General features: G+C 45.9%; 6 protein-coding genes. All 6 read right to left on the bottom strand.

What is annotated here, in order from left to right; genetic code table 11:
• The coding region (locus tag ACE3MQ_RS27090) for an amino acid adenylation domain-containing protein (protein WP_379398710.1) at positions 1–7,823 on the bottom strand (7,823 nt) is incomplete at its 3' end.
• Positions 7,798–15,405 (bottom strand): amino acid adenylation domain-containing protein, encoded by a 7,608-nt coding sequence (locus ACE3MQ_RS27085; RefSeq protein WP_379398707.1) that lies wholly within the window; start codon positions 15,403–15,405, stop codon positions 7,798–7,800. The genes ACE3MQ_RS27090 and ACE3MQ_RS27085, both read right to left, overlap by 26 nt.
• A 22-nt stretch (positions 15,406–15,427) precedes the next feature.
• Positions 15,428–19,996 (bottom strand): amino acid adenylation domain-containing protein, encoded by a 4,569-nt coding sequence (locus tag ACE3MQ_RS27080; RefSeq protein ID WP_379398714.1) that lies wholly within the window; start codon positions 19,994–19,996, stop codon positions 15,428–15,430.
• 35 nt (positions 19,997–20,031) lie between these two features.
• Positions 20,032–21,222: an alpha/beta hydrolase family protein gene (locus tag ACE3MQ_RS27075; RefSeq protein WP_379398712.1), complete on the bottom strand. Its 1,191-nt coding sequence runs from the start codon at positions 21,220–21,222 to the stop codon at positions 20,032–20,034.
• Positions 21,223–21,451: 229 nt separating this feature from the next.
• Entirely contained in the window at positions 21,452–22,486 is a 1,035-nt protein-coding gene (locus tag ACE3MQ_RS27070) for an efflux RND transporter periplasmic adaptor subunit (RefSeq protein WP_379398705.1), read from the bottom strand.
• 39 nt (positions 22,487–22,525) lie between these two features.
• Positions 22,526–25,612 carry an efflux RND transporter permease subunit gene (locus tag ACE3MQ_RS27065; RefSeq protein ID WP_379398703.1) on the bottom strand — a complete coding sequence of 1,029 codons (3,087 nt, stop codon included), beginning with the start codon at positions 25,610–25,612 and terminating at the stop codon, positions 22,526–22,528.
• Between the last annotated feature and the right edge of the window lie 200 nt (positions 25,613–25,812).

The raw sequence follows: 25,812 nt of genomic DNA, 5'->3' as shown, positions 1-25,812 counted from the left end.
AGATGCGCCAGCTGATTCGCTCGGCGGTTCAGCTCCCCGTACGTCATCTCCTGTCCGTCCATACAGAGTGCAACCCGGTTCGGGTGCTGCTCCGCCTGGCGTTCGAACGGCTCGTGGAGGCATAGATTCCGGGAATATTCCTTCTCCGTTGCATTGAAGTCGAAGGCCAGCTGCTGGCGCTCGGCCGGTGTTGCTACTTCAATCTCCGACAAGCGCATTTCCGGCCGTGCCGCCACCTGCTCCAAAATATGAATGTAGTGCTGGAGCAAACGCTGGGCCCTAGCTTCCTTAAACAAAGCCGTCGCGTATTCCAGCGTGATCCGAAGGCCATCGGCCTCTTCGATGACCTCCATTGTTAGATCAAACTTGGACGTGTTCCCACTCCATGAACGGGGAACTAACTTTATTCCTTCCTGCTCCAACGTCCGCTCGCCAGTATTTTGTAAAATGAACATGACATCAAAGATCGGATTACGTCCCAAGTCTCTGGCTACATCTAACTGTTCGACCAAATCCTCAAAGGCAATATCCTGGTTCTCCAATGCATCCAAAGTGGTCTGTTTAATCTCTTCCAGATACTCTAAATAGGTTTTATCCCGCTGCGGCTGGCTGCGCAGCGCCAACGTATTTACGAACATTCCCGGCATATCTGCAAGATCGGCATGATTACGGCCGGCAACCGGGGAACCGACAATTAAATCCTCATCTCCCGTGTATTTGTGAAGCAGCGTTTTGAACACGGATAACAACACCATATACAATGTCCCGTTAACTTGCTTGGCAAGCCTGTTCAACTGATCAGGAAGGCCCGCATTCGTATGAATCGTAATTTGGTTCCCGGAGGGATCCAGATATGGCGGCCTTGGATAATCTGTAGGTATGTTCAAAAGCGGAAGACGATCGGAATAGCGTTCCAGCCAATAGTTTCTCTGGCGCTCAAGTTCCTTTTGCCTTGCTTCATCCAACTGCCAATAGGAGAAGTCCTTATAATGGATTTGCCGCTCGGGCAATTCCCTTCCGGAATAAAATGTCATTAATTCTTCACTGATGATATTTAATGTGATGCCGTCCGAGATGATATGATGTATATCAAATAATATAAATGTCTCGCTGTCCTTCACTCGTATGAATTCGGCACGTAGCAAGGGGGCCGATGCCAGATTGAAGGGCCGTACAAATTGTTCTACCTGCGATTCCAGCTCGCCGTCCGAGATTACAGCGCGCTCCATGTGAAAAGGGACTTCTTCATGAATTAGTTGTACAGGTTCTCCTTCCCGCATTTCAAAGGAAGTCCGCAAAATCTCATGCCGCTGGATAAGTCGACGGAAAGCCTCCTCAAGACGTCCTTCATCAAGTTCTCCCTGGACAGCAAGTACAGCCGGCAGGTTATATGTCGTTTGGGCTGGCTCCAGTTGATTCAGAATATACATCCGCTTCTGGGCGGAAGAGACCTGATAATAATCCTGTTTCGAATAACGCCGAATGCTGGTGTACTCAGCTTCATGATGTCGGGCAATGTAACCGGCCTGTTCCCGTATGGTCGAAAGCGTAAAGATTTCTCTTAGAGGCACATTCACATTCAGCTCCTTATGTATGGTAGATACCAATAGAGCTGCCTTCAAAGAATGCCCTCCAATATCGAAGAAATTCGTTGTCACACCGATATTCTGAACTCCCAAGACGCTCTCCCATAACTGAGCCAACCGCTCTTCGATTCGATTTGCAGGAGCTTCGTATTTTACCTGTGCAAGCTGCAATTGCTGCGGTTCGGGCAATGCCTTGCGGTTTAATTTTCCATTTTCGGTCAGCGGCATCTCTTCCAAAAATACATAGAATCCCGGAATCATGTAGTCCGGCAAAAAATTACTCAAATGTTCGCTCAAAGACTCGGATGAAATCTCTTTTTCTCCCGAATAGTACGCGCATAACTGTTGGTCATCATTTCCGTATTTACGTGCGATGACTTCAGCAGCCCGAATGCCGTCATAAGCTAGCAGAGCATGCTCAATCTCACCGGGATCAATGCGATTCCCGCGAATTTTTACTTGAAAATCGATACGGCCCAGGTATTCTATATTCCCATCCGGCATCCATTTGCATAAATCTCCGGTTCGGTATATTCGTTGCCCGGGTTCCAGTGGGTTATTAACAAACTTCTCCTCAGTCAGTTCGGGTTTATTCATATATCCTCTGGCCACTCCGTCTCCAGCGATAACAAGCTCGCCCGGAACACCAGCCGGCAGCAGATTCATATACTGATCCACGATGTACAATCGAGTATTCTGAATAGGCTTGCCAATCGGCACGATTCCCTCAGGCATGAGGCCCGGAAGGCAGTCATAGTAACTGACGTCAATCGTCGCTTCGGTTGGACCATACAAGTTGATCAATGCTGTTCCCTGGGGATTTGTCAGCATGGCATGGAAGCGGCGAACATGGTCGGGCTGCAGTGCTTCTCCACTTGCGAAAACCTGGCGCAAGGTACGCAGATCATCCGTAGACCCCGTCATATCGAGATATTCCAAAAATATATTCAGCATCGAAGGAACAAAATGCATCGTGGTAACCTCGTAAGCCTTAACAGCTCTTACGATCTCAGCAGGATCTTTCTCTGCACCTTTCTCCAGCATGCACACGGCCGATCCGGTCGTAGCCCACCACAATAATTCCCACACGGAAACATCAAAGGTATACGGCGTTTTCTGCAAGATCACATCTTGTTCGCCAATGGGATATTTACTCTGCATCCACTGCAATCGGTTAACCAGAGAGCCATGTTCAATTACGACCCCTTTCGGCGTGCCTGTGGAGCCCGAGGTGTAAATCACGTAAGCCATGTCAGCCGGAGTATTGATCACCGGTTCGCAGGATATATCGCTGAAGTGGGATGCCGTGTCCTCCAGATCAATCCAACAGCACTCCATAGATACTTTGTTCATGTAGCGGTTCTGAGACAGCATCACCTTCGTAGCACTGTCCTCGATCATGAATTTAATACGCTCGGCCGGAAATTCCGGAGAAATCGGAAGGAATGCCCCGCCAGCTTTAAGAATCGCCATTATACCGACAACCATTTCCAGTCCCCTGTCAGTGAGAAGACCGACGGTCTGATTTGGCCGCACTCCAATCGATCTGAGCTTCATCGCGAGCCGATCAGCCCGTTCGTTTAATTCAGCAAATGTGAGTGCTTTGTCATGGTAAAATACAGCAATGCGATCCGGATTCTGCTTGGCCTGGCATTCAAATTGAAGGTGCACCAGATTCGTATTGTCGTACTCTAGAGCTGTATCATTCCACTGATGTACCAAACGGTTGAATTCCGCATCACTCAGCATATTAATCTCGTACAAAGCCGCATTCGGCCGGCGAGCTATGAACGACAATATATTTTTATAATGGTCGATCATGCAAAGGATGGACTCCTCGGCAAATAAATCTGTACTGTACTCCGCATAACACGCCAGTTGGTCGTCTTCCTCCATGACTCCGAATGTCAGATCGAATTTGGAGGTAGAGTGCGGAAGATTAACCGTTTCTACTAAAATTCCATCGGACTGCAGACTGCTCTTTCCGAAGTTTTGCATAGCAAAGAATACATCAAACAAAGGATTGCGGCTTAAATCCCTTGGCAATGCCAATTGATCAACCAATGCCTCGTAAGGATAGTCTTGGTTCTGGAAAGCAAGTAAAGTCGTTTCCTTTATTTCATGAAGGAAATCAGTAAATTTCTTTCTGCCCGAAGGAAATCCTCGAATCGCCAGCGTATTTACAAACATTCCAACCGTCTGTTCTATCGACAACTGAGTTCTTCCCGCCGATGGAGTACCTACAACAATATCCTCTTGGCCGGAATACTTGGACATCATAATCTGATAGGCGGCAAGCATTACCATGTACAATGAAGCTTGGTTAGCTGCAGCCAATTGTTGCAGCTTCACCACGATCTCGGAATCAATAGTGAAGTCGATTGAACGGCCTGCATACGACTTTCTGTCCGGCCGGGAATAATCCCTCGGCAAATTCAGCACCGGTATTTCTCCAGCGAAACGCTCGATCCAGTAACTCTTTTGACGATCCATAAAGCCGCCTGCGAATTGATCATTCTGCCACACTGCAAAATCCTTGTATTGTATGCGACTCTCAGGCAGTGTCTTTTGCATGTAGATATCCATAAAATCCGAAATCAACAGGTTTGTAGATACGCCATCCGCCACAATATGATGAAGATCTATCATAAGGATGCATTCATCCTCGGACAACGGAGCGACTCCCACACGAAATAATGGAGCCTGGCTCAGGTCGAACGGACGGACAAACTGACGAACCGCGCTCTCTACCTCGCTCTCAGAGGAGATTGTCCATTCCTCGAGGGCGAAATGTACGTTCGAGTGAACCTTTTGGACAGGAACCCCGTCAATTTGATGGAACGATGTGCGAAGAGACTCATGGCGTTCAATCAGCTGAGACATTACCGTTGTCAACAAGGATAGGTCGACCCTTCCCTTCAGCTTTAGAACCTCGAAAAGATTGTAGCTAAGCTGAGAGCCTTCGATTTGGTCTAGTAAATAGAGACGCTGTTGTGCGAAAGACAACGGATAATATTCCCTCGGTTCCGCCACCATGATCTCAACGCTCTTTTCGTTGGCCATTCCCGTAATGAACCGAGACAGTTCGCGGATTGTCGGACTTACGAACACTTGCTTCAACGGAACTTGAACGTCCCATTCTTTTTGTATTCTGCTAATGAGCATCGTCGCTTTAAGTGAATGCCCGCCATATTCAAAAAAGTTATCCGTCACGCCAAAATCGGATCGATTCAGAATCTCCTTCCAAAAATCAAACAACCTCTCCTCCATGGGGGAATCCGGAGCTGTAAACTCCTCGCTTCTCTCATCCAGTGAAGGAGCCGGAAGCCTTTTGCGATCCATTTTCCCATTGGAGGTTATTGGAATCTCATCTAAAAAGACAAAGACGCTCGGAATCATGTAATCCGGCAAGTTAGCCGACAAATGTCCCCTGTACTCCCATACCTCTCGCCCTTCGTCTTGGACGATATACGCGCAAATGTATTTTTCCCCTGGACGATCTTCCCTTACGATCACAACAGCTTCCTTCACGGCAGGATGCTCCAGAAGGTTTGCCTCGATTTCTCCCAATTCAATCCGGAATCCCCGGATCTTTACTTGGTGGTCGGTTCTGCCCAAATATTCCATCTCTCCGGATGGCAGCGTGCGTACCAAATCCCCGGTTCGATACAATCTCTCATTTGGCTTGTAGGGGTTCACGAGGAATCTCTGCCGGGTTAATTCGTCGCGATGCAAATATCCTCTGGCAACCCCTTCTCCTCCGACGTAAAGCTCGCCCGCCATGCCGATCGGGCATAGCTCCTGCTGCTGGTTGAACACGTAACAGCTTAAGGTCGGGATAGGAACGCCAATATTGCTAATCCCGGTTTGGATATCCTCACCGGTAATTTCCTTGAAAGTCACATGTACAGTAGTTTCCGTAATGCCGTACATATTTATCAATTTTGTAAAAGGATATTTACGCTTCCAGTCTGCGAGCATGCTTGGTTGAAGAGCTTCACCGCCAAATATGACGTATTTTAAAGTCAACTCGCAGGAGTCATGAGCCGCTTCCTCATTCATCAATGCGTAGAATGCTGTCGGTGTCTGGTTCAACACGGTTACTTTCTCGTCCTTAAGGAGCTGCAAGTAATCCATCGGGCTCTGTGCTGTAACCTTGGACACAATGATCAGCTTACCGCCGAACAGCAGGGCGCCATACATTTCCCATACGGAAAAATCAAAGCAGGGAGAATGGAACATGGTCCAGGTATCTGAGGCATCAAAGTCGAAAATCGGTTGATTATGGATAAGTAGGCGAACCACGTTGCGATGTTCGATCATGACTCCTTTGGGCAGCCCGGTTGTGCCAGAAGTATAAATAATATAGGCCAGATCCCCCGAGTCGGAGCGCCCCTCTACATTCGAGCCATCCTCCAAGCTCCATGGCTGATCATCAAAGCAAACCACTTGTCCAGAGAAATCAAGCCTGTCGCATAGTTCGCGCTCTGAAAGGAGCAGAGAAGTCCTGCTATCCTTCAGCATGAATTCAATACGCTCATGGGGATAAATCGGATCAATCGGCAGATAAGCTCCCCCGGCTTTGAGGATTCCCAAAATCCCTATGACCAGCTCAACCGACCTGTTCATGAAAATTCCTACTATAGTGTCGGGGCCTACTCCCTGCTGCTGCAGATAACGGGCCAATTGGTTAGCCTGACGATTCAGCTCCTGGTAACTTATTTCATGCTCGCCGTATTTGACGGCAATCTGATCCGGGTATTTGGCGACTTGCTCTTCAAATAGATGATGGATCGTTCGGTCGCGAGGAAAATCAGCGTTGTTGCTCTCATGCAGTTCAAGACACCTCTTCTTCTCCTTCTCCGTCATATACTCTATTTGTGCAACAGGAGCGTCGGCTGAGTGCTCTAAAAAGCGGATCATTTCCCCCAAATGATGTGGAATAGCTTCTATAATAAAGGGATCATATACTTCGGCGTTGTAGCTGAATTGAAGAGTCAAGGTGTCGCCCGGATAAACGATTAGCGTTAAATCGTAATTCGTCTGGTCATGCTCTTCAATAGAAGTCGCCTTAAATCCCAAGTCGAGCCCAAGAGATAAGGTTTCAAGTTCTTCTCTTAGAGGGAAGTTTTCAAATACAATAATATGATCGATCAAATCTTGCCTCATCTCGGTCAAGGCTTGAACCTCATATAACGGGAAATACTCAAATGACCGGGATAAAATTGCTTCTGTCTGCTGTCGGCGTACCAGTGCATTGAATGACAAATCCGGCTCATCCAACAAAATACGTACCGGCAGGGTATTGATAAATAAGCCTACAGCTTGGTCAATGCCGGGAAGCTGGGCAGGGCGGCCGGATACCACTGAACCAAATACTACATCCCGGCTCTCATTGTACTTTTGAAGCAAAATACCCCATAACGTTTGAAAAACAGTATTCACGGTCACCTGATTTCGACGTGCTAGATCGTTCAGAATGCGGGTTTCCTGTAAACTAAACTCATGCGTTGTTTCTATCATTCGGGGCAGCCGGCTGCCTTTTTTTCTCGGAAGGGATACGTGATCTTCATATCCCTCCAGGTACTGGGACCAGTAGGCTGCCGCCTCTGCCTTATCTTGCTTCCCGATCCAATCGATATATTTGCGGTACGGAAAGGTCGCCGGAAGCTCAGCCTGTCCTCCCTGACCAAGAGCATGGTATAGTTCGAATAACTCACGGGTAATAATCCCAACACACCAGCCATCCATCAAGATATGATGGAAGGTGAACACTATTTTACTGGAGTCTCCTGCGCATTGAAGCACGGACATCCGAATCAATTCACCCTTTACCAGATTGAATCCCTGTGCTCTATCGTTCTCGATAAATCTGGCCACGTAATGCTCTTGTTCGGCCTGTGGCAAATTAGAGATATCCTCGAAATGAATATGAGCCTGTCTTTCATGGAATACGACTTGCATTGGGCTTTGAATCTTTTCATATACAAAATTGGTTCGCAAAATGTCATGCCTATCAACAAGCAATTGAAAGCTTTGCTGCAGCAGCGCGATATTCAAATCGCCTTCTATTGTAATTACTTTTTGCTGCAGGTAAGCCTCGGAATCCTCGTCATAAATAGAGGAGAAGAGCATTCCCTCTTGCATAGGAGTAAGAGGGAAGACCTGTTTGATTTTTGTATTGATCGCAGCCATAAGAATGAAGTCCTTTCTATCCGAAAATTTTGGATATTTCATCCAAATCTTCTATACTTAACATATCAGCATTCACATCAGATGGAGTCCACTCGGTATGCTTCAATTCAAGACAATGTTCATAGATCTGTTCTAGCCTGGTTTGGATCCTTTCCGCCAATAATTGAATACCGCCCTCCCGGCTTGCTTCGCTTTGAAGGCAAAGCTTCAAATTCAAGCCATCTGATCCATAACTGAATCTGAGTGAAACTGCCGATTCGCTTGTCGCCAACAGCCGTTCCTCCACAAGTTCTGTGCAATGAGATTTATGCCATGTCGAATCACTGCGTTGCTCCCGATAGCTGCATTCAACATAATTGCGATTATGAAGCTGGTCATACGCATTCCCGGATCCTGCCCATTCAGGAACCATCGGCATTTGCCGGATGGCTTCCTTCATTCTCTTCATTAAGGCAAGTGTCAACAAACGTTCTTTCTCTTCAGGGCAATACAGGTAAAGCTCTCTATGTATGCCCATAGACAGATCGATGTCACCGAGATCCTGATTCGCTTCCTGGCGCATTTCTCTCTCAAAAACAATTGGGCTGTCATGGGAACCGCTCCAGTCAAACGTTGCAAGGGAAGCTCCAATCCACAACATTTCATGCAGATCCAGATTGTATGCCCGTTTGGCTTCAGCCGCATAATTCTCTGTAATTTGCGAATCCCAAGCAAGATTTGCTGTCTCAACTACGGAAGAAGTTGAACCTGATGCAAGTGCATCCAACTCGGAGATGTCCTCCATAGCGGCGGCAACCACACTGCTGGCTGGTTCATCTTCCCCTACCATTACCTCTGAACTTCGTAAAGCATCGGTCAGCCATTGCCTGTAATCGCCTGAGGCGACGGTTTCACTAACCTCTTGTTCCTCTTTGAACTGCTTGTACAACCTGATCAATTCAGTCGTGCAAATATCAACGGATGCCTGATCCATCACTGCAGGATGAGCCAAGATCGCTAAGTGTTCTTCACCCAGATCAGTTCTGAATAAAGCCAATTGAAGATGCGGCCTTTCCGGGATCATGCTGCTGAGCATACGCACTATGTCATCCCGCACAATGACGGATAGCTCTTCATTTCCGGCGAGAAGCCTGACTTCAAGCGAATATCGCTGTACTTTGTCTTTATCGAAATACTGCATCCATGAATCCCGGCTTTGGACGAACACAAGTTCAAATACGTCATGCCGTCCAACCACGGCTGCAATAGCCCGGTAGAGCGCTTGTTCGTCAAACCCGCTCGAAGAATACAGCATATTAAAAGGAACTGAGCTGTACATTCTCCGCTTCATATTTTGTAACGCCCTAACCTGCGATGGAAGAAGCGGAAACATACGTTCTCCACCCGCAGCTTCACTCCAATCCTCCCTAGGCTCTATGAAACGGCAGACTTCATGGATTGTGGGATACTGGAAGAAATGCTGCATATCCAGGCGATACCCCTCCTGATGCAGACGGTTCACAACTTGAATGCTTTGTATTGAATTTCCGCCCATACCGAAGAAGTTATGGTGAATCCCTATCGGTTCAATACCGAGAGTTTCTTGCCAAATACTCACCAGCAATTTCTCCAAAGCTGTACCAGGTGGGACATACAACTCCGCCTCCTGATCTATCAGATCAGGGACGGGCAGTAGCTTCCGATCCACTTTCCCGTTCGGAGTAAGTGGAAGCATGTCAATCTGCATCACTACTTGAGGTACCATGTAACCGGGTAGGCTTTGAAGCAAATTTCGCCTTAATGCGCTGGTGTCAACGATGGTGTGAGAAGTAACATAAGCTGCAAGGTATTTCTGTCCTTGAGCATTTTCAAGGTCGATCACAACAGCTTCGGAAATATTCGGGTGTTTCAAGAGGGCCGTTTCAATTTCACCCAATTCAATCCGCGATCCCAATATTTTAACTTGGCTGTCTAACCTGCTGACAAATTCAATGTTTCCGTCAAAGGAGATTCTCACCAGATCTCCTGTTCGATACAATCGCTCTCCCGGAATAAAAGGATTCGGAATGAACTTCTCCCTTGTCAATTCCGGATTGTTGATGTAGCCACGAGCCAGTCCTGTTCCGGAAATGCACAATTCTCCTATGGCTCCCATGGGAACCATTTTCAAATTCGGATCCAGCACGTATACACGGACATTGTGAATCGGCTTCCCGATTGGAATGTTCTCATGTCCTCTGTCAATCAAGCAGGAAGTAGTAACAACCGTGTTCTCTGTTGGTCCATAATTATTATAAAGTTGATAAGGAACCGGCTTCCAGGCATTTAACTTGTCCCCGCCCGTGAGCAATATTCTTAAGGAGGGCACATGATAATCGAAAAACTGCTCACATACATGTGTAGGTAAAAATGCCACACTGATTTGCTGTTCACTAAAGTACTGGCTCAGTTTGGCCATATCCAGGCGTATGTCGGAGTCAATCACCGCAATGGAAGCACCGCAGATCAAGTAAGGGAATACTTCCCATATGGAAGCATCAAATCCGAAAGCCGCGTATTTGGCAGCTCGATCCCGCTCCGTAATTCTGTAATTTTCCAAATGCCACTCGCATAAATTAAGCAAAGAGCGGTGCTCCACCATAACTCCCTTTGGAGCGCCTGTCGAGCCTGATGTATAAATAACGTACGCCAAATCGTCCGATTGATTGCATGGCGGTAGATTCTTCGTAATCTGGGTGTCATTCTTCATGTTGGATTTTGCTGATATGTCCAGCATCTCAATACCGTCCGATGTAAACATCAGGTGAGTATGCGTTAAACATAAGGCGGTTTTGCTTTCCTCTAGAATGTAGCGAATTCGCTCCTTTGGATATTGGGGGTCAATCGGAATAAATGCGCCTCCCGATTTCAAAACAGCCAGCATGGCAATAAACATATCAAACGATGGCTCTGCCATTACCGCCACAGTTATATTGGCCACTACACCCCTGTTTCTTAAGTCAACCGCCAATTGATTGGCCTCTTCGTTCAGCTCTTGATAGGTCATGGAGCGTTCTCTGTGAACCAGCGCTATGCGATCCGGGAAACGCTCGGCCTGAAGCTCAAACAATTGATGAATCGTCGCTGTTTCAGGATATGAATTTGCACGCTCCACATAGGCATAACCGGGCAGCCATGCTTCCCTCTCCATAGGTGACAGAATATCCAATTCTCCAATTAACTGCTGTGATGAAGCTGTAACCTCCTCAAGGAGATGAACATAATGATTCGCCATTCTTTCAATTGTCTTCGATTTAAACAGGTTGGAATTATACTCAAAGTTGAGAATAATGGTTCCGCCACTCTCTATTGACTCGACCGTCAGGTCAAACTTGGCCCAGATTTGCCCAAACTCATAGGGTTCTACCGTCATTTCGTCAAGCTCAAAATTGACATTTTCCGTATTCTGCATCACAAAGACCGTATCAAATAGCGGATTGCGGCCCGTGTCACGTCTAATCTCCAATTTTCCAACAAGCTCCTCCAGAGGATAGTCCTGATGTTCATAAGCCTGCAGAAGCCGTTCCTTGACTTGAGCCTGGAGATCAAGGAATGAATCCTCCGATCTTACTTGATTTCGAATCGGCAAGGTATTTACGAACAGCCCGATCATAGACTTCAAGTCCGGGTGTGTTCGTCCGGTTACAGGGGAACCCACGATAATATCATCTTGTCCCGTGTATTTATGTAGGAGAACATAATAGGCTGACAACAGGGTTCCGTACAAGGTCGTGCCCGTTTCCCGACTGAGTCGGTGCAGCTTCCCGGTTAAGGAAGGGGACACCGTAACAACCAGGCGTTCTCCTTCAAATGATCGAACAGGGGAACGCTTAAAGTCTGTCGGGAGATCAAGCAAGGGAATATCCCCTTGAATAGATTGCAGCCAATATTGCTCTTGTTCCTGGTAAGCAGGAGTTGCGAAGTAGGCCTGCTGCCACACCGCAAAGTCTTTGTATTGAAGCGTTAATTCTGGAAGACGGGCTCCCTGATACAACGCCATAAACTCTGTTACCAGTATATCCAGCGAAACGCCGTCGGCAATCAGATGATGAATATCCACGATCAGCAGAAACTCCGTTTCCTCCAATTGCGCTAGTCCGATTCGGATCAGCGTATCCTTCTGCAGATCAAAGGATCTGACGAAACTTTGACACCAGATATCTATTGATTCTTCCGCCAATTTCTCGGCTTCCCAGATCAGCTCGGGAATACTCCGAATTTCCTGTACCGGATTGCCATCCAGCCAAGTAACCGAGGTTCTTAAGGATTCATGTCGTTGTATTAACGTATTCCATGCCCGAGAGAATTGCTCTATATCCAGTTTTCCATATATACGAAATGCCCCGGTCATGTTGTATACAGGCTGTTCAGTCTCCAGCTTATTCAGAATCAACATTCTTTTCTGAGCGGAAGACAAAGGATAATACGACCGTGCCTCGGCAGGCATAATGGCTTCAAATCTATTCTGTCCAGCCTGCGACTGTATCCATTGGGCGAGCTTATCGATGGTAAGGCATCTGAAGAAGACGGGGATCGGTATCTTCACATCAAGCCGCTTATGAATTTTTCCAATAATCGCTGTTGCTGTTAAGGAGTGTCCTCCCAATTGATAAAAATCATCATACACCCCGATTCGATCTACCTTTAACACTTCCATCCAAACCTCTTGAAGCTGCAGCTCAAGCAAAGACCTCGGCTCCACATAATCGCTCCGCAACAGAGACAGCTCGATATCGGGCAACGATTTACGGTCGATCTTACCATTCGGCGTCAATGGCAGCTTGTCCATGCGGAACAAGAAAGTAGGGATCATATATGGCGGCAGCTTTGTCTGGAGATAATCCATGATTTGGATTTCACTTACTTCCTCATCACAAGTAAAATAGGCGCCCATAATTCCAGAATGGCTGTGATTCATTTTTACGGCTACAACGGCTTCCTTGACGCCAGAATAACTTAGGATTGCATTCTCAACCTCACCTGTCTCGATGCGATATCCTCTAATTTTGACTTGAAAATCCGTTCTGCCAAGGAATTCGAGATTTCCGTCCGTTAGCCATCTGGCTAAATCGCCTGTACGGTAAAGTTTGGCCCCTTTTTTGAAGGGATGGGGAATGAATTTCTTGTCCGTGAGCTCAGGCTGGAACATATATCCTCTGGCTACGCCCGCTCCCCCGATGTACAGTTCCCCCGTGACCCCATAAGGAAGAGGATTCATATATTCATCGAGTACATATAACTCCATGTTAGGCAGCGGCTTGCCAATCGGAAGATTCGCCGCTGGCAGGCGATCTGCGCCTCCCGCTTCGTAACAGCAAGTATCGATGCACGCTTCGGTTACTCCATAACTATTTAGAATGCGAAGGCGATCCCCGAAACGTTCCAATATCCGCTGAAAATCACGGATCGTGCAAATATCCGATCCCAGAATCAACAATTCCAAGGAAGAAACATCCCGTTTCTCTTCATATACATAATCCATCAAAGGAATCAGCAGAGCAGGCGTCGATTCCAGAAGGGTAATACGGTGATATTCAATCAAGTCAGCCAACGAATCAGGGGACAGACGGGCTTCGCTTGGGCAGATAACCACAGTTCCGCCGTTAGGCAATGATCGCGCCAAATCACCGACGAATACATCGAAAGCAAAGCTCGCGATTTGCAGCAATGTTACCGGGAATTCACTCAGCCTATACTCCTGTTTCCATGCGAAGCAGGCATTCAACAAGCTTTCATGTGTTACCATAACCCCTTTTGGCGTTCCAGTTGTTCCTGAGGTATAGATCACATAAGCCAGGTTCTCCTTATGCTGAACACGGTCAAGGTTGTTCGTAGGCCCATCTAAATTGCTTATATATATATGATCGACGGTTCCAGGAAGCCGATCCGCCAATTCCAAGCTCGTGATCAATTGCTTCGCCTTGGAATTTTCAAGTAATAGCTGCTGCCGCTCCATAGGATAGTCTGGATCAATGGGCACATAGGCTGCTCCGGCCTTCCAAATGCCCAAAACGGCCACAAACATATCCAATCCCCGATCCAGCAGCACCCCAATAACATCCTCGGTTCCTATACCCTTATTCCGCAAATGGTGAGCTAGCATATTGGAGCGTTGATTCAGGCTCTTGTAAGTCATGCTCTCCTCTTTATAGATGAGAGCAATCCGCTCGGGCTCCAGTTCAGCCTGTTCCTCGATGTACTCATAAATCAATCGATCCTCAGGATATGCGGCATGGTTCCGGTTCATTTCGTGAATCATATGCTCTTGTTCCTCTGCAGACAGCAAGGAAATCCGATGAATTCGTACCTCCGGGTCAGCCGCGACTTCAGAGAGCATGTTCACAAAGTTGCGGCCCAACTGATTTATAAATTCCTGAGCATATACTTCGGCGTTATAACTAAATACGATCCGCATGCCTTCCATCGGCATGAAAGTGACGTTCAGATCATAGTTTGTCTGGTCAAAGTGATCCAGGGCGATAATCCGAAAGCCTAATTCTCCGCTGCTGGCGAATTGATGTATCTCGTCGGGAATCGGATAATTCTCAAAAACAAGAATGTGATCAAACAATCCATTTCTCAGTTCGCTTAAGGATTGTATTTCATATAAAGGCACGTAGTCATGTTGTCTGGATTCCATATCCAACGCCTGCAGCTGACGAATCCAATCCACAAAGCGCTGATCTTGTTCTGTCTGTTTTGCTCGGATCGGAATCGTATTGATAAACATCCCTACCATTTGCTCAATTCCATATATATTCGCACTACGTCCCGAAACAATAGATCCAAACAGCACATCATCCGTATAGTTGTATTTCTGAAGCAATAAAGCCCACACAGATTGCAGCAGGATGTTCAGGGTTGTATTGTTGCTCTTGGCAATCTGCTCGATGCTTTCCAGAAGTGACGGAGGGATCGAATGGATGATTTCATGCTTCTTGTATTCAGGGCTGATTGAAGCGACTTTTGGGAAGGTCGCTAAAGTATCGTACCCTTTCGTATACTGCTCCCAATATCTCAGACCCTGACTTCTATCCCTGTCTCCCAGCCAGTGAATAAAGTCGCTATAAGGGTATACCGGAGGTAAAGATACTTCCTGCTGCATTCTCTTTCCCCGATAGATTTGCAGCAATTCACTGATAGCTACACCGAAGGACCAGCCATCCATAATTAGATGATGGTGGCTCCAGACCAACTGATACTTGCACGGTTCTAATTGAAACAATGCAGCTCTCATCAAGGATTTCCTGGAGATATCGAAGCCTTGACGGATGTCCGAAGCCTTAAATCGTTCCAAGTACGTTTGCTGATCAGGCTCACTCAAATTAGAAATGTCCTCAAAATGAAGGGTGAATTCCAAATGATCCACGACAACCTGGATCATTTCTTCAACTCCCTCATATACAAAGAGGGTTCTGAGAGCCTCATGTCGTTCAATCAAGGCTTGATAGCTTTGCTCCAGAATATCGGGAGATACTACGCCCTCCAGGGTTAGAGTCGTTTGTTCAAAATAGGCATTGGAATCTTTGCTCTTTATGGAATGGAATAGCATCCCTTGCTGCAAAGGAGATAGCGGATATATTTTTTGAATCGTTTTTTGAGCCAAGTTGCATTCGCCTCCCAATCGATTAGTTCATATTGATCAACTCGTTAAGTTTCTGAAAATCTTCAAGGGAGATCTTACTGTAGCCAACATCGGATGGAGTGATTTCTTTGTCAGTTTTCCCTGTACAATGATCGATTACAGTAAGAAGGGCTTGTTTGTAGGACTGTACAAATCGTTCAATAGTAAGGTGCCTGAATTGAACCTCACTATAGCCAACCTGAATAATCAGGCTCCCATCCTGTACAAAACAATCGATTTCCAGCGGACACTCCCGATATCCATCTGGACTTTTCCATCTTCCTGTAGGCAAATTGGACAATTTAAAAGAATCATACTCTCCCATTTCATCCAGTTGTCCCAGGTAATTAAACATTACTTGGGGTTGCTCCGTGAAACTCAGGTTCGGTCTCAATGACGCCGGAGTTAAGTACTTTAAAATCCCATAGCCTACTCCTTTGCCGGGTACCTTCCTTAAATTCTCTTTGGTCATTTTAATGTAGTGAGAAATAGGATTGATTTGGCTCATATCGAGCACAACCGGAAATATAGCTGTAAACCAACCGACCGTCCGAGTGAGATCAATATCATGATCCGGCAGCTCCCTGCCGTGGCTCTCTAAATAAATGACGGCTGTCTTCTCTTCGGACATCCAATCCTTCAACGCAAGTCCCAGGGCAGACAAGAGCAAATCGTTAATTTCTGTGTTATAGGCCTGATTCGAATGGAGCAATAACCGCTGTGTATCACTCCGGGACAACGCCGAGGTCAGTTTCCGTGTACTGTTCTCCTGACACTCCTGAATATCGTAATCAAGTTGAATCTTTCCGGCCTTCTTCTGCTGCTGTGCAACCCAATAATCCGCTTCCTGCAGAACCCTGAAATCATCACGATATTTTTCCATGCGATAAGCATAATCACGAAAAGAGTTGGTTTTCTCCGGCAAAGCTATCGTTTCATTATTCACTAAGGCCGCGTAGGCCGTATTAAAATCTTCCAATAAAATACGCCAAGACACACCGTCTATGACTAAGTGATGAATACATAAGAGCAAGTGGTCTCCATCATCCGTATGGAACAGACCTGCCGACACCAGGGGACCCTCTTCCAGGCAGATATCGCTTTGAATCAAATCGGCTTCATCTTGAATGCGATCCGACAATGATGCAGCGCCCCGAATATCCACAGAACGAAGGCGATATAATTCACCGTTCAGCCCTCGGTTGTTCACATGAGTATTCATACCTTGGTGGTTATAAGTGGCTCGAAGCATATCATGATGCAAAATCATCGCTTCCAGTGTCTGTTTTATGAAATTTGGATCAAATCCACTTCCTCGATGCAGCATTACCGCTTGATTCCAGTGATGTGGCGACGCAAAGTTCTGCTCAAAAAAATAAGCCATGATCGGTGTAAGAGGAATCTCACCTTCAACGACACCCTGATCAATATTTCGCTTAACCTGTCTGACATACGGGCATATACCTGCAATGGTCGGGTATTGGAAGAGGAATTTCACTTCTACATCCAGGCCGCGCTGATGCATTCTAGAAATCAGGCGCATCGCCTTGATGGAATCCCCTCCGGCCTCGAAGAAATTGTGCGTAATGCCAATCGTGTCTATTCCCAGGCATTCCCGCCATAAATCGAGCATGATTTCCTCTGTCTCGTTTCTCGCACCGACGCTTTGAGAAGTGCTTGGCACGTAGTTCGGCGCTGGCAGGGCTGTGCGATCAACCTTGCCATTTGCCGTAATCGGCAATCTTTCCATCTCCACAAAATAGGAAGGCACCATATATGGAGGGAGCATTCCTACAAGATATTGCTTTAGTTCCTCCGGCTTGTCCAGATTGGAATTGGCCACATAATAGGCACATATTTTAGGCTGTCCTTCCGCTTCCCGCACCTCATTTACGCAGGTCTCCCTGATATTCGGATGCTTTAATAGCGCGGATTCAATCTCTCCCAGCTCGATACGATAACCGTTGATTTTGACCTGAAAATCCGTTCTGCCCAAAAACTCCATAAATCCTTCCTGGTTCCACCGTGCCAAATCCCCAGTTCGGTACATCTTCTCCCCGGGAGCAAAGGGATTGTCTACAAACTTCTGCTCGGTCAATTCCGGCTTGTTCCAATATCCCCGGGTAATTCCCGCGCCTCCGATACATAGTTCACCAACGATGCCTATCGGTTGCAGATTGTTATCGTCGTCTATGACATACATATTCATATTTCTGAGTGGCCGCCCAATCGGAGTGTTCCCGGTTTTTGCGACTTTCTCAGGCGGTGCTTCATAATAACTGGTGTCGATGGTTGCTTCCGTCACTCCATAGCTATTGATAATTCGCATTTGATGACCGAACCGATCCAACAGTTTTTTATAATCAACTACCGAGCAAATATCAGCTCCAAGAATCAATAATCTCAAATGATGAATAGGCAGCTTGTGATCATAAATATATTCCATTAAGGGAATGATGAGCGCCGGAGTGGACTCGAAAATGGTAATTTCATATTTCTCCAGCCAAGCGTACATCGCAGGTAGATCCAATCGGGTCTCATCGGGGCAAATAACCAATTTTCCGTTATTCAGCAGCGCCCTCGATAAATCCCCTGTAAATACATCGAAGGAGAATCCAGCAATCTGCAGCAAGTTGACAGGGTAACTGGACAGTTCATACTCCTCCCGCCAAGCTAGCGACACATTCATATATTGCCGGTGCTCAACCATTACTCCTTTAGGATTACCAGTGGTTCCCGAAGTGTAAATCATATAAGCTAAATGATCCGGCTCAGCATCAATAGGAAGGTTTCCGTCCTCTTCCTCCTCCCAATCACGCGCATTGAGGACAACGACAGTCCCCCTATTCTCAGAGGAGTTGTCCAACCTATTGAACCTTTCCATTAGAGAAGGCTGGATAAGCAGCAAATGACACTGGCTGTCTGAAATTAAATAGTTAATTCGCTCATCTGGATATTTAGGGTCAATCGGAATAAAGGCGCCGCCCGCTTTCCATATCGCTACAACGGCAACAATAGTCTCGATGGATCTTTCAGCGATCACGCCAACGTGGGTTTCCGGGCGAACCCCAAGCTTCCTCAATCTTCTGGCAAATTGATTGGCCCTTCTGTTGAGTTCATCATATGTAAGGGACTGTTCTCCGAGCACGACCGCCTCTTTATGGGGGTTTTTAAGCACGCTCGATTCAAAATAATGGGCAAAAGTCGTTAAATCCCTATCGGCGACTCGCGGTAAATTCCATTGCTCAAGTATTTTTTTGCGATCGGCAGCCGGGCAGATCCCCAGCTTTCCAATAGTCTGTCCGGGATCGCTTAGCGCCGACTCCGTCAAAGTCAGAAGTTGATTTGCAATTTCTCTTATCTCGTCCTCGCTGAACAATTCCGTCCGGTATTCAAAATCAAAGGTCAACATGCCTTCATTCAGCCATTCCTTAATATGCAAACCGAAATCATCTGTCTCATGTTCAGAGAACAAATAATCCGTTTCATAAGCAAGGTCTTCCCTAGACTCCAGGCTCACCACCTGATACAGTACAGAAATGGCAAATAACCGGTTCAAGCTGCTTTCCTGATCACGCAAATCTTTCAAAATAAGGTTATACGGATATCTCTGATGCCGAATCATAGACATCTGTTCTCTGAAAATGTGTTTAGTAAAGTCCGTGAAACTCATAGACTTATCGACACGATTTCGAAAGGCAAGGGTGCTCGTAAACATACCACAGGTGTTCTTTTCTTTCGAATTCGTTCGATTCGTCAAATTTGTACCAATAACAATATCTTCCGTATTTAATACTTTGGACAAATAAATATTCATGACAGCCAAGAACAACGTGTACATGCTCATTTGATGAGCTGTGCAGTACTCCATGATGGAATTCCTTAATTCATCGGATACGATGATTCTCAAGCGGTCTGCCTTAATACTTGTGGCAAAAACATCACTATTTTTTAAGGATACATTCTCTGGAATGGTTGAAAACTTCTCTTTCCAATAAAATTGATCCTTCTCAAATCGTTTGGATGATTCATACTCCTTCTCTTGAACAATATAATCTAAATAGGATGGCCTGGCCTGACCGACCCATTGACCTTGACCGTTATTATTAATGGAAATTAGATTGTCGATGATCTGTTGGATCATAAACACCATGGAGAAGCCATCGCAGATCAAATGATGCATCTTGAGAAATATCCATGTCTCGTCTTGCAGCTTCACAATTCTAAAGGAGAATAAGTCGTCCGTTAAAGAAAAACGTTCTTGTTTAAAGCGGCTTATCCATGCGTTCAGTTCCTCGTTATTCTGTTCATTTGAGAAGTCAAGGCACGGAAATGAAATAGGCCGGTATTCGGAAATATATTGATAGGCTTCATGGTCATCATTTTCGGCAAAACGCGCCCGCACGATGTCATTTTCGAAAATCATTTGGTTGATCGCTTCCGATATCATTTGCGGGTCGCACTTACTTTTTATTTTGACAAGGCCGATAATGTTGCCTAGACCTGTATTGGGGTAAATCTTTTCGGTATACCATATTCTTTGTTGGGGATAGGAAAGAGGATAAGTCAACATATCCACGACATGAACACCTCCATGAGTTATATCAATCAGTTTGTCTGGAATGATACCTTAGGGTCATGGGACGCTTGATCCAGTAAATCTCCATCCTTTCCAAGCAGATGCCGATCAAAGAAAGCAACTGCATATTCGTTAATGAGCTGATGGGCATGATACTTATTAATAAAAAGCGAGGCGAATAGCGGAGATTCTAAGGGGTAATTGGTAAAACTGTCATGATCCGCTCCATCCAGCATCACCATATAGCCTTCAGCAGTCATATTTTTGAAGATGCCGCGCTTAACATCCATATCCCAGTCCGACTCACTGGCATCCATAATCAGAAATGGCTTGGTCAGCACCATATCCTGGCTCATATCTCCGTAAGCCGGCGCATCCATGCTCATACCCGCCGCAACTCTGTCATCCGCCAGAAGAGCATGCATTGCTGTTGACCCGCCAAAGGAATGACCTAGAACTCCGACCTGATTCAGATCAAGCTTTCCGGCAAGGATATGATTTGATTTTGATAAGTTCATTTGCTCCAGTTCATCGATAATAAAGGAAATGTCCTGCACCCAGTATTTCAGAATTTGATTCAGCTGGGGCTTTTGCAGCTCCAGCAGCCCCTTCTCCATAGTGACGACTCTGCCATCCGGAAACTCCGGAGCGGCCGATACATGGGTGAAATCTGGAGCAACCACAACATACCCTTGGCTTGCTAGCTCCTCCACTAAAGGAATACTTTGCGTGGACATTCCCGGGAAACCGTGCAGAAATAGGATGACCGGGTATTTAGCACTTGCTTTTGCAATCTCTACATTTTCTATAGAGTGTGTATCTATGTATTTAAAGTACTGGTATGAAAAGGTCGGAAATCCATCCGCCCGCATGATTTGATGCATAATATCGAAAAAAGTCCAAGGACGATTTTCTGTGCCGGCCGCATCCGCCGGATACCATACAGAGAGCATCATTTCCCGTTGCTTATCCTCATGGCCAGGAATGATTTCCTTCTTCTTTTGATTTACAAGATGCAGCTTCGTTACCCCCACCTTTAAAGGGCCCCCTGGAGCAGGAAACGAAAACACCGGCAACAGGATCGGAAAAGCAAGGATAAAGGCCAATAAGAGTACGGTTAGCTTTCTTCTTCGAATATACAGCCATTTACTGGATGGTTTCGAAGCTCTGCGCAGCGACTGCACGAGGACCCATATACTTAAGATGTAAAGAGGCACCATTTGAAGCCTGTAGCCTTCTGTGAATAAGTGAATTAACAGAGCGGATAGGCCGATTCCTCCGCATATATAACCCATTTGAATTAATAGCTTCGACTTCCGTTTGTTTTTATAAAAAATCCAATCTACCAAAATCGGAACTGCAACCAAATACATAACCCATTCAAATAAGCGCAATACTCTCCCACCCTCTTCTTTCTGCCTGATTTATAGACTATGCTTGGTTCTAGCCTCATTCTATGACCTGTACCTGTAAACCATCCTTCAATCTTGAAAGACCATCCGCAACTACCTGTTCTCCTTGTTTCAGACCACTAACAATCTCCTGAAGGTTTTCATTCACACGACCCAGCTCAACTTGGCGTTTCTCTACCTTGTTATTCTTGAAGACGAAGACATAGCTGTGTTCATCCTCCCATAAAACGCTTTTATTCGGGATGGCGAGCACATTCTGATCTTCTTCCTTATTCAATACGGTAGATACTTGCATGCCAGGCTTCACCTTGTTGTTATTGTTTTCCAGATCGACTTCAACATTATATGTCTTGCTCTCCAGGTTCATTACTGAGGAAATATAAGCCACCTTTCCCCGAAAGGTTTCCTGGGAATTGTTCAAGCTCAGATCAAGCTCTTGCCTCTCTTGAATCAAGCCCAGCTCGTATTCCGTCAGCTTCATCACGATAACGAGCGGATCCAGCTGGATGACAGTAGCTACAGGAGTTCCTTCAGCAACAGTACTACCTTCCGTGCCGAACAACTCAGTTATTACACCTTCTATCGGTGAAGTCACAATGTGATACTTTTGTTCCAGAGCCAACTCTTGCAAAGTTAATCTAGCCTGTTCGAGTTGAAGCGTTAGCTGATCAAGATTGTCCTCCTCACGTACCGCTATCACAAATTGTTTCTCCAGATATTCCAGTTCCTGTTGCTGCTTTTTCTGCTGGAGCTCAAGACGCTCATGGTTAAACGTCATAATTTTTTGACCCTTCTTCACACGATCGCCGCGTTTGACATGCAGGGTTTGAATTTCTCCGCTTACTTTAGCGTTCAGATCCGCTTTTTGCTTTGCCTGAGCCTCACCCAGCAGCTGTATCGGATCATTAAAGTCATAGCCTCTGGCTTCCACAATCCTTACGTCCGGCGGACGTACTTCCTCTGATGCTGCCTTATCTGTCTCATTGTTCGCTGAACATCCGGCAGCAATAAACAATAAGAATAAGGCAGCGAGCACCGGCAATTTACCTTTTTCTATAACCCACTTATTCATGCTTCCTAGTTCCTCCTTGAAAGGTATGGATCGCTTCTTCTAGACCGAGCTTCTCTCCTCAACATTGTTCTCGCCTACCTTCTTCAGGAACCGGCCCACAATCCGTTCGTATCCTGACTCCAGTAAGGCGTACACACAAGGAACAACGACCAGCGTAAGCAAGGTTGAAGTGATCATACCCCCAATTACAACCACAGCGAGACCTTTGGAAATCAATGTTCCTTCCGAGAAGCCCATAGCGAGAGGAATCAGGGCGATTACCGTCGTGCCTGCTGTCATGATAATAGGTCTTAATCTAGACATCCCAGCCTCCAGTAAAGCCTCTCTGACTGTGAAGCCTTGCTGCCTTAATTGCTGAACTCGGTCGATCAGCACAATAGCATTCGCTACAACAATACCAATCAACATCAGGAAGCCGATTAATGACGTTACATTGAGGGATTCATTGGTTATGAGTAACGCTATCAATCCGCCGATCGCAGCTAGAGGAAGCGAGAACATGATCGCAAAGGGGGCTCTGGCATTCCCAAACGCAATTACCATGACCAAATACACAACAAGAACAGAGACAATCATCGCGATAAACATTTGATTGAAGCTTTCATCAATCTCCTCAGACACTCCGGTTTCCTCGCCGGTTACGCCCGCTGGCAAATGTAGCTCCTTGATTCTCATGGTGGCTTGCTCGCTGACCCCTCCTACGTTGTCGCTATCGATCAAAGCCGTAACATGAACCACCTGTTTCTTATTGTCACGTTCTATGGTCACCGGTGCCTGAATCATATCCACACTTGCGATTTCAGATAAGTAAACGGGAGCACCGGTTGGAGTCTTGATCAGCAGTTTCTCGATCTTCTCCTTCGAATTCTTATCCTTGGAAGACAATCCCGCCTTCAACTCATACGTTTGATGATTCAGCTTTAGCTCCCCAAGAGACATGTCACTGATCCACAAATTCACCGCATCGGCTACTAATACAGGATTCACTCCGTATAATTTAGCCTTGTCCTGATCAACTGTAATCGATAATTCCTGCTTTTCTTCACTCAAACTGTCTTTAATACTGTAGAGATCCTCGAAGTTCTGCAGCTCATCCTTCACCATGAGTGCCGCGTCCCGCAGGGCGTGATAGTCATCACCTTTCAGTGAATAGGAGTAAAGACTGTAGGATTCTCCATCATCAAAAGAAAGGACCCCTGCTTCTACGTTTGAACCCTCAGGAAGACGAAGTTCTAGCATTTGCTTATACTCACTGATCAAAGCCTTAGCATCTTGATTGCCTGCCACCTCCGCAAAAATCGAGAAAATGTAAGGGTACTGATCCTCGGAGTAGTTGTAACCGATTAGGGATTGAATATAAGTGAAAGTCCCTTCCTTCTCCGACAACATATGTTCAAAATCGGCAGCCGTACTGTCCGTATACCCCATGGAGGATTCCTTCGGAAGAGAGACCTGAAAATAAATCGCCTTTTGCGATTTACTCGACGGCATGAAGCTGACGGGAAGTTGGGGAATCGTAAAAACAACCGTGACAACAAAACAGATTCCGGCCAATGCCAACGTGATGATGGGTCGATTCAATGTCCAATTCAAAATGCTCCGGTACCCAGCAGATACTTTGCCTTGTTTATTTTCAAAATCGACGACCTGATGTTTGGCTCTCAGCACAAACAGTTTGGCCAGCATCGGCACCACCGTCAGCGCTACCAGCAACGACGCCATCAAGGCACATATAAGAGTAATGGCGAACGGCATAAAGACTTGCCCTACGACCCCACTGACAAATGCAATCGGAGTGAATACCGCTACAGTCGTTAATGTAGAAGAGGTTATCGCAGAGGCAACCTGAAGTGTGGCAATCTTGATATGGGATTCACTGCGCTCCGTCACCTTGTTCAGCTCACTATAGATATTCTCAATAACGACGATGGTGTCATCGACCACCCGGCCTATAGCAATAGCCATCCCCCCGAGTGTCATGATATTCAATGATATATCCATTAGTCCCATTAACAAGAGACTGAACAATATCGACAGAGGAATGGAGACAGTAACAATTAACGTCATTCTCAAATTCCGTAGGAACACAAGAATCATAACCGCGGCGAGCAGGCCGCCTATTGCACCTTCCCGAATCATTCCATTAATTGAAGACTTAATTTCTATTGCACTATTCTGCACGGTTTCAAAGCGCAGCTCTGGCAGATCGCGCTGTAAATCTTCAGACAATTTAGCAACCTGCTCGGAAAAATCTACTACGTTAGTGGAATTTGTTTTATAAAGGTTAACAGCGACTGCAGGCTGATCATTAAAACGACTAAGAAATTTGGATTCATAAATGGATTCTATTGTTGTCAATTGATCCAGTGTAATACTACTGCCATTCGGTAAATTAACGGGGTAATTTTGGAGTTCGGTTAAACTATTAATTTTCCCTTTGACATGAACCATTAGTTTATTTCCGGAAACTTGAATCTCACCAGCGGGATGCGATGACAATCCACCGGTAAGCTGATCAGCTATTTCGCTTGGGGAGAGATTGTGGTAGTTAATCTTATCAGCATCAAAACGGATCGACATAACCCGGGTTCGTTGTCCCACTATATCCATATGATCCAAACCGGCAAGTGACTGCAGCTTAGGCAGTATCGTTTCTTCAAGAGCTCTATCCAGCACCGTCTGGCTTTCGCCCGGGGCCGTATGTACTGACATTCTGAACACAGGTACGGAAGCAAAGCCTTCTGTATAAACCATGGGCCTCCCGGCTTCATCAGGGAGTTCTAGACTATTCAGTAAACTCTCGACTTCCGCTTTGGCTTTATCCGGGCTCTGCCCGGCATTCAATTCAACTATAATCTGAGAAAAATTATCACTCGAGGTAGAAGAAATGTTTTTTACTTCATCCAAAGAAGCAAGGGTGTTCTCGATCGGCTTCGTAATTCTCTCCAGCACCTCATTGGGAGAAGCCGGGTAGACGGTTGTAATCATGACGGTCGGAAATGAAATATTAGGCATATTCTCCGTCTGCAGATTCAACGCGGAATAGCTTCCACCCAGGAACAGAAGAACAACCATAATAATAATCACTGAAACCTGCTTCAATGAAAAGTCGACTAATTTCTGCATGAACTCCTCCTAACATCTACTGCATACGACAAGAAGTTTCTAACAATGTGAATAAATAATAAGTTTTTAGTCATTTATTTTTAAATTTCTTAAATTATAGAAAATTCTTCTACTTGTGTCCATAACCTTTTTTGTAATAATTTGTCGATTGTATAGTTTAATTACAATTCTTACTGCAAAAAAAGATGACCTCTGATAAG

Source organism: Paenibacillus lentus (assembly GCF_042714055.1).
Lineage (GTDB): Bacteria > Bacillota > Bacilli > Paenibacillales > Paenibacillaceae > Fontibacillus > Fontibacillus lentus_A.
This window is presented reverse-complemented; position numbering and strand designations above follow the sequence as displayed.

What these genes read in the sequence shown, in the direction of transcription:
- ACE3MQ_RS27080 (WP_379398714.1), bottom strand. Translation starts at nt 19,996, where the DNA reads ATGTTGACTTATCCTCTTTCCTATCCCCAACAAAGAATATGGTATACC.
- ACE3MQ_RS27075 (WP_379398712.1), bottom strand. Translation starts at nt 21,222, where the DNA reads ATGGTGCCTCTTTACATCTTAAGTATATGGGTCCTCGTGCAGTCGCTG.
- ACE3MQ_RS27070 (WP_379398705.1), bottom strand. Translation starts at nt 22,486, where the DNA reads ATGAATAAGTGGGTTATAGAAAAAGGTAAATTGCCGGTGCTCGCTGCC.
- ACE3MQ_RS27065 (WP_379398703.1), bottom strand. Translation starts at nt 25,612, where the DNA reads ATGCAGAAATTAGTCGACTTTTCATTGAAGCAGGTTTCAGTGATTATT.